This is a genomic window from Pseudomonas sp. MPDS (assembly GCF_013283895.1).
Lineage (GTDB): Bacteria > Pseudomonadota > Gammaproteobacteria > Pseudomonadales > Pseudomonadaceae > Aquipseudomonas > Aquipseudomonas rhizophila.
On record NZ_CP054128.1, the window covers coordinates 6205034 to 6213959 of the forward strand.

The 8926-nt window shown below is 61.2% G+C and carries 5 protein-coding genes and 1 pseudogene; 2 read left to right on the top strand and 4 right to left on the bottom strand.

Going from position 1 to position 8926, the window contains the following annotated elements; genetic code table 11:
* Positions 1-23: 23 nt before the first annotated feature.
* Positions 24-563 (top strand): annotated as a pseudogene (locus HQ912_RS27625) (ATP-binding protein); the annotation flags it as partial.
* A 6-nt stretch (positions 564-569) separates the two neighbouring features.
* Here HQ912_RS27625 and HQ912_RS27630 read toward each other — a convergent pair.
* From HQ912_RS27630 to HQ912_RS27640, 3 genes are all read right to left on the bottom strand, one after another.
* Positions 570-1784 (bottom strand): aldose 1-epimerase family protein, encoded by a 1215-nt coding sequence (locus HQ912_RS27630; RefSeq protein WP_047226142.1) that lies wholly within the window; start codon positions 1782-1784, stop codon positions 570-572.
* 511 nt (positions 1785-2295) lie between these two features.
* Positions 2296-4272, bottom strand: a complete 1977-nt coding sequence (locus HQ912_RS27635) for a methyl-accepting chemotaxis protein (protein WP_047226143.1) — start codon at positions 4270-4272, stop codon at positions 2296-2298.
* Positions 4273-4460: 188 nt separating this feature from the next.
* Complete coding sequence (locus HQ912_RS27640; RefSeq protein ID WP_047226144.1) at positions 4461-5381, bottom strand: LysR substrate-binding domain-containing protein; 921 nt, start codon at positions 5379-5381, stop codon at positions 4461-4463.
* Positions 5382-5540: 159 nt separating this feature from the next.
* Here HQ912_RS27640 and HQ912_RS27645 point away from each other — a divergent pair, with 159 nt between their 5' ends.
* On the top strand, positions 5541-6938 hold the full coding sequence (locus tag HQ912_RS27645; protein WP_047226196.1) for a NorM family multidrug efflux MATE transporter: 1398 nt from the start codon (positions 5541-5543) through the stop codon (positions 6936-6938).
* Between the two features lie 41 nt (positions 6939-6979).
* Here the strand turns inward: HQ912_RS27645 and HQ912_RS27650 are convergent, their stop codons facing one another.
* Positions 6980-8650 carry a putative bifunctional diguanylate cyclase/phosphodiesterase gene (locus tag HQ912_RS27650; protein WP_047226145.1) on the bottom strand — a complete coding sequence of 557 codons (1671 nt, stop codon included), beginning with the start codon at positions 8648-8650 and terminating at the stop codon, positions 6980-6982.
* Positions 8651-8926 lie beyond the last annotated feature (276 nt).

Below are 8926 nucleotides of genomic sequence, written 5' to 3' on the forward strand. Positions count from 1 at the left end.
TGTCCGGATGGTCATGGAATCCGCAATCGGGCCACATCGTGGTTTCGCGCGCTCGTGACCGGGTGCGCTTTCCGGCGCGTTTTCAGTTGGTGGCGGCGATGAATCCCTGCCCCTGTGGATACCTTGGCGAGACCAGTGGCCGATGCTCGTGTACGCCGGACATGGTGCAGCGCTACCGCAATAAACTCTCCGGCCCCTTACTGGACCGCATCGACCTGCACCTGACCGTCGCCCGGGAAGCCACGGCGTTGAGCCCAAAAAGCGAATCCGGTGCGGATACGGCTACCGTAGCCGAGCAAGTGGCCGAGGCCCGCGAACGCCAGCAAAAGCGCCAGGGCTGTGCCAACGCGTTCCTGGATCTGCCGGGGTTGCGTCGGCATTGCAAGTTATCCACAACCGATGAAACCTGGCTGGAAACCGCCTGCGAACGACTGACCCTGTCGCTGCGAGCTGCCCACCGCCTGCTCAAGGTCGCCCGTACGCTAGCGGACCTTGAGCAAGCGGATCGAATCAGTCGGGAGCACTTGGCCGAAGCATTGCAATACCGGCCCGCCACGCCCTGATGGGCATCATGGCTTGCTCAGGTCCACCAGCGGCGTATTTCGTACTTCGGTTTGCTGGGCGCCCTGGATTTCATCGATACGTTTGAGGGCTTTATCCACGGCACCTTTATCCGCCAACAGGCTGTAGTGGATCTGGAACTGCTTGTGCTCTTTTGGCGCGATGGTGGGCACCAGGCCCAGTGGCCGTTGATACCGGCGGTTATAGGAAAAACTGGTGCCCGGCTCCAGCCCGGTCACGTAACCCTGACCTTGGGTATCGGTGTTTTTCCACAGGGAGAACACGGGGAGCGTGCCGGTGTTGAAGCCCACCGATACACCGAGGCTACCGGCCTTGTTGTGCAGCACGGTGAGGGTGTCGCCCTTGGCATCGGCATAAGGCACGACGTTGTAGACGGTTTCGTCGTAGTCCTTGGTTGGCCCTCGGTAGGTTTGCCAATCCGCCAGATCGCCCTTGGCCTTGTCGTTGAACGGCGAGACCTGCTTGACCGGCGCCGCGAAGCGAGCCCCCTGCTCCAGGAACGGTGTACTGAAATTGCTGTGGTAAAGCGCTTGGTATTCCTTCGGATAGTCGCCGTTGTTGGTCAGCGTGTCCTTGAGTGCGAAGCTCACGCTGCCGGGCTCGGTCAGCAGTTCGGTTTGTACCGAGAAATCGACCTTCTTGAACGCTTGCTCCTTCAGCTCGCCCCGCAGAGTAATCGCATAAGGCGGTTTTTCATCGATGTGCAGCGTCACTTTGTTGGCCGGGATGTTGGCGGCGCGGCCATGCAGCGTCAGCAGCTCGCCATTGTCCATACCGGGATGGCCGACCCATTCGTAGCCACAGCGGGTCACCAGCTCGTTGAAGCCTTCGAGCCAGCCCAGTCCACCGCGACCATTGAGCTCGATGAACGACGGATTGACCACTTCCTTGACCGGCGAATCCCAGCCCATACGCACTTCACCGACCGAGGCCTGCAGCACGTTCATGCCCCGCGTCGGGACGACCGAGAGCTTCATCGTACCGTTGTCGATATCGACGATGCTGACGCCTTCCTGCCGACCGCCATGCAGGGTGCGCATTGTCACGGAAAACGGCTTGTCGGTTTTCACGCCTAGCTGCTGGCTGGTGATTTTCCAGGGCTGAGCGGCTTTATCGGTGTCGAGCAGGACGTAATCCCAGGCCATGGCGTGGGACGTAGCGCCCAGGGCGCTGAGGGCAATGACAAGTTTGAGCGGAGTCATAAGGGCAGCCTTTTCTTGGAGTTGTGCGGTTTTTATAGACTTGAAGAAACGTTTCAGCAAGCTTAAAAACAGCGATAACCTTGAAAACCGCAAACGCCCGTTCGCCGCCAAGCCTCTGTGGGAGCGAGCCTGCTCGCGATAGCGGTGGGTCAGTGGCGGGGATGTCGGCTATGCCGACGCCTTCGCGAGCAAGCTCGCTCCACACTGATCGGGGATGGCCGCAAAATCTTCGTTCGCCGCCAGCTTCTGTGGGAGCGAGCCTGCTCGCGATAGCGGTGGGTCAGTGGCGGGGATGTCGGCTATGCCGACGCCTTCGCGAGCAAGCTCGCTCCCACACTGGTCGGGGATGGCCGCAAAATCTTCGTTCGCCGCCAGCTTCTGTGGGAGCGAGCCTGCTCGCGATAGCGGTGGATCAGTGGCGGGGATGTTGGCTATGCCACTGTTGTCGCGAGCAAGCCCGCTCCCAGAGGGATCTGGGGTGAACTTGCTCGCGATGAGTCTGCAGGACGCCTCAGCGGAACCGGTCAACCTCTTTGCGCAGGTCCTGCGCCAGTTTTTCCAGTTCCTTGGCGGTGATCGCCAGGTTCGAGACCACTTCGCGCTGTTCGCTGTTGGCCATGGCGATGCTTTGCAGGTTGCTGCTGAGCAGGGTCGCGGTGCTGCTTTGCTCCTGAGTGGCGGTGGTGATCGCCGCGAATTGCTGGCCTGCCGAACGGCTTTGCTCGTCGATGCGCGCCAGGGCCGAGGCCACATTGGCATTGCGCGACAAGCCTTCTTGCATCAACAAGTTGCCTTTCTCCATCGTACTGATGGCGTTACCGGTTTCCTGCTGGATGCTATTGATCATGCCGGAAATTTCGTCAGTGGCCTGACGGGTACGGGACGCCAGGCTACGAACTTCGTCAGCCACTACGGCAAAGCCCCGACCCTGCTCACCCGCACGGGCGGCTTCGATGGCCGCGTTGAGCGCCAGCAGGTTGGTCTGCTCGGCGATCGAGGTGATCACCCCGACGATGCCGCCGATTTCCTGGGAGCGCTGGCCCAAGGTGTTGATGACCGTGGCAGTGCTGTTCAGTGCGCCAGCAATTTGCTCCAGCGACGAGGATGCTTCATCCATCGACGTACGACCGATGCGGGTTTGCTGGGCGTTATCCTGGGCCAGGCGTTCGGTATTGCCCATGTTATCGGCGATGTTCAACGAGGTCGCGCTGAACTCTTCCACTGCGCCAGCCATGCTGGTGATTTCGCCGGACTGCTGCTCCATGCCCTCATAGGCCCCGCTGGACAACCCGGACAGGGCCTGGGCGCGGCTGTTGACCTCTTGCGAGGCCTTGCGGATATGTTCGACCATGGTCGACAGGGCCTGGCTCATCTGGTTGAACGCACGGGCCAACTGACCGATTTCGTCGTGGCTCGACACATTCAGACGCACGCTCAGGTCGCCGGCGCCCAGCGCCTCGGCCTGGCGCACCAGATCGCCCAGCGGGGCCAGTTTGCTGCGCAGCAGCCACACCGCCGAGCCCACGGCCAGCAACATGGCCAGCAAGCTGCCGATAGCCAGTTGCGTACCAACACTCCAGGTCACGGCGCGAATCTCGGCTTTCGGCATGCTCGCCACCACCGCCCACGGACCGTCCTCGAACGGCACGGCAACGCTGTAGAAATCTTCAGCGGTATCGCTCCAGAACACACCTTTGCCTGGCTTCTTGACCAACTCCTTGATGGTCCCGGTCGCCTGCTCCAGCGCCTGCACACCCGCTGGCGGAACCAACCATTTGTTTTGCTCATCCAGTACCGCCAGCGAACCGGTCTGACCGATACGGAAGCGCTTGAGGTTCTCGAACTGGGCGTTCTGTGCGTCGGTGTAATCGAATCCCACATACAACACGGCAATGATCTTACCGCTGCTATCGCGTACGGGGGTGTACTGCGACATGTAGAAGCGCCCGAAAAGCAGGGCCCGACCAATGTAGCTCTGCCCACTCATGACCGGGGCATAAGCCGGGCCGGCACGGTCGAGCAAGGTGCCGATCGCCCGCGAACCGTCCTGCTTGGTCAAGGAAGTGCTCACGCGGATGAAATCGTCGCCGCTACGCACGAACACTGTCGCCACTCCGGCGGTCGTCTGCCTGAACTCATCAACTTCCTTGAAGTTGTTGTTCAGCACTTCGCTGCCCAGTCTCAGGGTTGGAGCCTGCACGCCTGCCACCGCGACCGGCTCATCCGGGTGAACGCTCAGGCCTGCGCTGAAACGTTTATCGAACAGCCCGCTCAATCGCTGCGTGCTTTCACGCAGGGTGCCATGGAACGTATTGAGCTGGTCGGCCATCAGGCGCGCTTCGCTGGCCAGGTGTTCTTCACGGGTCGCGAGGTTGGCGGAGTCCAGCGAGCGCAGGGCAAAGACGGTGCTGCCGGAGATCACGATCGCCAGTATCACGGCAAGGGCTAGGCCCAGCTGTGAGGCGATTCGGGCACGAGGTTGAGACATGACGGCTCCTAGCCAAGTGACCGGATCATCCTGATCACGTCGCACACTCGGCAATTTTATTCGGGTGATATGTAGGCAGTCCCTTTCTAATACGAAAGTACTACTCCCACACATTCGGCGGCGAAACCGAATACTTGAGCGCTTTGGAAGGAATAATGCCAAGTGGCTAGCACGGGCGCTTCAACGATTCAGCCCAGACGCTTTACGTCGGGTAATTGCATGGCCTTCACTTCGCCCTGGAGAAAATCGCTCAGACGGCGCAAACGTTCACCTCCTGGACGGGTTTTCGGCCAGACGAGGTAATAGTGCTCGCCGCTGGCGACGGCGGTAGGCCATGGCAGACTCAAGCGCCCTTGGGCCACGTCCTCGGCCACCATCAACAGATCACCCATGGACACGCCGTAGCCGCGCGCCGCGGCGATCATGCCCAGTTCCAGCGTATCGAACACCTGCCCGCCCTTGAGCGAGACCTGATCGGACAGACCCATGCGCGAAAGCCAGTTGCGCCAATCACGACGGTCCGGCGTGGGATGCAGCAATTCTGCGCTGGCCAACCGCGCCACATCCCAGGGCTGGTCGTTCAACAGGTTCGGTGCGCCTACCGGAATCAGCTCCTCGGGAAACAGCAAGCTTGCCTCCCAGTCGCTAGGAAAATGCCCGTTGCCCAGTAATACCGCGCAATCGAAAGGCTCGGTGTTGAAGTCCACTGAATCGACGTCCATCCAGGCGCTGGTCAGTTGCACTTCATTGCCGGGCTGAAGATGCCGGAAGCGGCTCAGGCGCGCCAACAGCCAACGCATGGTCAAAGTGGACGGCGCCTTCATGCGCAGGATGCCATCTTCGCCGTGCAAGGTATGACAGGCCCGTTCCAGCGCCATGAAACCCTCACGCACGCCCGGTAGCAGCAACCGCGCCGCTTCGGTCAACTGCAGGTTGCGACCACTGCGCTGGAACAGCCGACAGGCAAAGTGCTCTTCGAGTGTACGAATATGCCGGCTGACGGCACTTTGAGTAATCGATAGTTCTTCGGCCGCCCGGGTGAACGAGCTGTATCGCGCCGCCGCTTCGAATGCCCGTAACGCATAAAGAGGAGGGAGACGACGAGACATCGGGAAAAGCTCCTATGGCGATATTTACGCACCCTATCAGAAAGTTATCAGCATGAGTTTTAATCATGCCAGTGATCGCTTTTATCCTTTTGTGCAAACCGCTGAGAGCGCCGAGAATCGCCGTTTTACAGCCTTGTTTGAACATGGAGTGTGATGATCATGCGGCATCCGGTGCGAATCGAACTGTGGGCTATCCTGCGGCTGGCAGGGCCGTTGATTGCCTCGCAGTTGGCGCACATGCTGATGGTCCTGACCGACACCCTGATGATGGCGCGCCTGAGTCCCGAGGCCCTGGCAGGCGGCGGGCTCGGAGCGGCGACCTATTCATTCGTGTCGATTTTCTGCATCGGTGTGATCGCCGCGGTGGGCACGTTGGTGGCGATTCGGCAGGGTGCCGGTGATGTCGAAGGCGCCACCCGACTGACTCAGGCCGGGTTGTGGCTGGCCTGGTTGATGGGGTTGGTGGCCGGGCTCCTGTTGTGGAACCTCAAGCCGGTACTGTTGCTGTTCGGCCAGACCGAAACCAATGTCCTGGCCGCCGGCCAGTTCCTGCTGGTGCTGCCATTCGCCCTGCCCGGCTATCTGAGTTTCATGGCCCTGCGCGGCTTTACCAGCGCCATTGGCCGGGCTACCCCAGTGATGGTGATCAGTCTCGGCGGCACGGTGGCCAACTTCCTGCTCAATTACGCACTGATCACCGGCATGTTCGGCCTGCCAAAACTGGGCCTGATGGGAATCGGCCTGGTCACGGCCATCGTCGCCAACTGCATGGCTCTGGCCCTGGCCTGGCATATTCACCGGCATCAAGCCTACCGCGCTTATCCGTTGCTCAATGGTCTGTCGCGGCCCAATCGCCAGTACCTCAAGGAACTGTGGCGCCTGGGTCTGCCCATTGGCGGCACTTACGCAGTGGAAGTCGGGCTGTTCGCGTTCGCCGCGCTGTGCATCGGCACCATGGGCAGCACGCCATTGGCAGCGCACCAGATCGCTCTGCAGATTGTCTCGGTGGCATTCATGGTCCCGGCGGGAATGTCATATGCGATCACCATGCGCATCGGCCAGCACTATGGCGCCGGGCAACTGCTGATGGCACGGCTGGCCGGTCGGGTCGGAATTGGCTTCGGCGCAGCGGTCATGCTGGCGTTCGCGATGGTGTTCTGGTTGCTGCCAAACCCATTGGTCGGCTTGTTCCTGGACCACGACGATCCGGCGTTTCGCGGAGTAATCGAGCTGGCGGTGAGCCTGTTGGCGGTAGCGGCGTGGTTCGAGCTGTTCGACGGTGCGCAAACCATTGCCATGGGCTGTATCCGTGGGCTCAAGGACGCCAAGACCACCTTCCTGGTGGGCCTGGGCTGTTATTGGCTGATTGGCGCACCGGCGGCATGGTGGATGGCCTTCCATCTGCACTGGGGCCCGACCGGCGTCTGGTGGGGCCTGGCCCTTGGTCTGGCCTGCGCGGCGGTGAGCCTGACCCTGGCATTTGAGTGGAAGATGAAGCGAATGATCCGCAGTGAGCCTCTGCGGCACCAGGGCTTTGAAACTGTCCAGGCCGACTGAAATCCCATGCGGGAGCAGGCTCGCTCCCACAAGGCTTGGTGTCAGCCGATTTCCAGCACCGACTGCTGGCTGCCGTCAAACGTCAGGTATTCCACCAGTTCCGCCAGGGGCAACGGCTTGCTGATCAAAAAGCCCTGCACCTGGTCGCAGCCGTAACCGCGCAGCAAATCCAGTTGCTCCCGGGTTTCCACGCCCTCGGCCACCACTTCCAGGTTGAGGTTGTGGGCCAGGTTGATCATCGCATGGACCAATTTGCGATTTTCCTCGCGCTGCTCCATGCCACCCACGAAGCTCTTGTCGATCTTGAGCAAGGCGATGGGCAGGCTGTTGAGGTGCACGAACGAGGAGAAGCCGGTGCCGAAATCGTCCAGGGAAAAGCGCACCCCCAGGCGACCCAGGGCGTCCATGGTCTGCTTGACCAGTTCGCTGCGGCGCATGACGGCGGTTTCGGTGAGTTCGAATTCCAACCACTGCGCCTCGACACCGCGTTCGGCGATCAGGCGGCTCAGGGTCGGCAGCAACTGGCTGTCCTGGAACTGCCGGAACGACAGGTTGACCGCCATGTGCAGGGGCGCCAATCCCCTTTCACGCAGCGCCTGCATGTCCCGCAATGCCCGGGAAATCACCCAGTAGCCCAGCGGTACGATCAGCCCGCTCTGTTCGGCCAGTGGCACGAACTCACTGGGAGGCAATAGCCCGCGTTCGTTATGACGCCAGCGCACCAGGGCTTCGAGGCCGACGATGGTGCCGCCATCGAGGCTCAGCCGGGGTTGGTAATGCAACTCCAGCTCGTCGCGCCGCAGCGCCCGACGCAACTCGCTCTCCAGGTCGGCGAGGCTGCGGGCGTTACGATTGATGCGTTCGTTGAAGATATGAAAGGTGCAGCCCTGGGTGCTCTTGGCCTGCTGCATGGCGATATGGGCGTGCCACATCAGCGGGTCCGCGCCGGCCTGGGCGCGAGCGTGGGCGATCCCCAGGCTGCAACCGATCAGCAGGCTTTCACCATCGACCCAATAAGGTTCGGCCATGGCTTCGGTGATGCGCTCGGCCATCCACTCAGCCCGCTGAGGCGCCCGGCGGGTGTCGATCAGCAGCGCAAATTCGTCGCTGCCCAAGCGCGCCAGTTGATCGCCGGCTTCAAGCGAACCTTTGAGCCTCGATACTACTTGCAGGATCAAACGGTCACCGGCCTGGTGGCCGAGGGCATCGTTGGCATGACGGAAGTTATCCAGATCCAGATGCCCGAGCGCCAGGCCACGGCCTTCGTTTTCCGCCAGGCGCGCCGCCAGCAGGGTCTGGAAGCCCTGGCGATTGGCGATGCCGGTCAGCGGATCCTGTTCGGCAAGCCGCTGCAGCGTGTTTTCCAGCACTCCGCGCTCGCGCACATGGCGCAGGCAACGGCGCAGAGTGGCGCCATCGAGCACATCACGTACCAGCCAATCGCTGACACCATCAGGTGCAGTGGTGGGCTCGTGCTCGAGCAACAGGACCGTCGGCAAACGGCAACGACCGGGTGCCGGCTGCAACGCCGCGACGGTCAACAGCACCGCGTTGTGGTTGTCTTCGAACAGGCTGCTGACCGACTCCCAGCTCGGAGCACTGATCAACACGACCGACGGCCCCATGGGGGCCAGGCACTCGCGCAAAATCGCTGACCATACCGGCTCTTCGGCCAATAGCAGCAAACGCAAGGGTTCGACAGACGTTGACAAGCTGACTCCCTAGACTCTGCAAGGTAATAGGCGCAGGGCATTATGACCTGCTGACCGCTAATGACCAATGCCAATGGTTCTCAAACACTTGCTTCAGACGGCTTTTCTTACCCTCGAAGCCGAACGCTGGACGCCCATTCGCCCCACATCCTGCGTGAAAGTAACAAAAGCGGCAAATGACAATGCAGTGTTGCGTCACAAGTCGGACAGAGCAGCACAATTCTGTGAGCCTGTTAAAATGCCGGCCCATTTTGCAAACGACTCCCTGACCCTGTC

Excerpts from the sequence above, each read along its gene's own strand:
- HQ912_RS27630 (WP_047226142.1), bottom strand. The coding sequence starts at position 1,784 with ATGACTCCGCTCAAACTTGTCATTGCCCTCAGCGCCCTGGGCGCTACG.
- HQ912_RS27645 (WP_047226196.1), top strand. The coding sequence starts at position 5,541 with ATGCGGCATCCGGTGCGAATCGAACTGTGGGCTATCCTGCGGCTGGCA.
- HQ912_RS27640 (WP_047226144.1), bottom strand. The coding sequence starts at position 5,381 with ATGTCTCGTCGTCTCCCTCCTCTTTATGCGTTACGGGCATTCGAAGCG.
- HQ912_RS27635 (WP_047226143.1), bottom strand. The coding sequence starts at position 4,272 with ATGTCTCAACCTCGTGCCCGAATCGCCTCACAGCTGGGCCTAGCCCTT.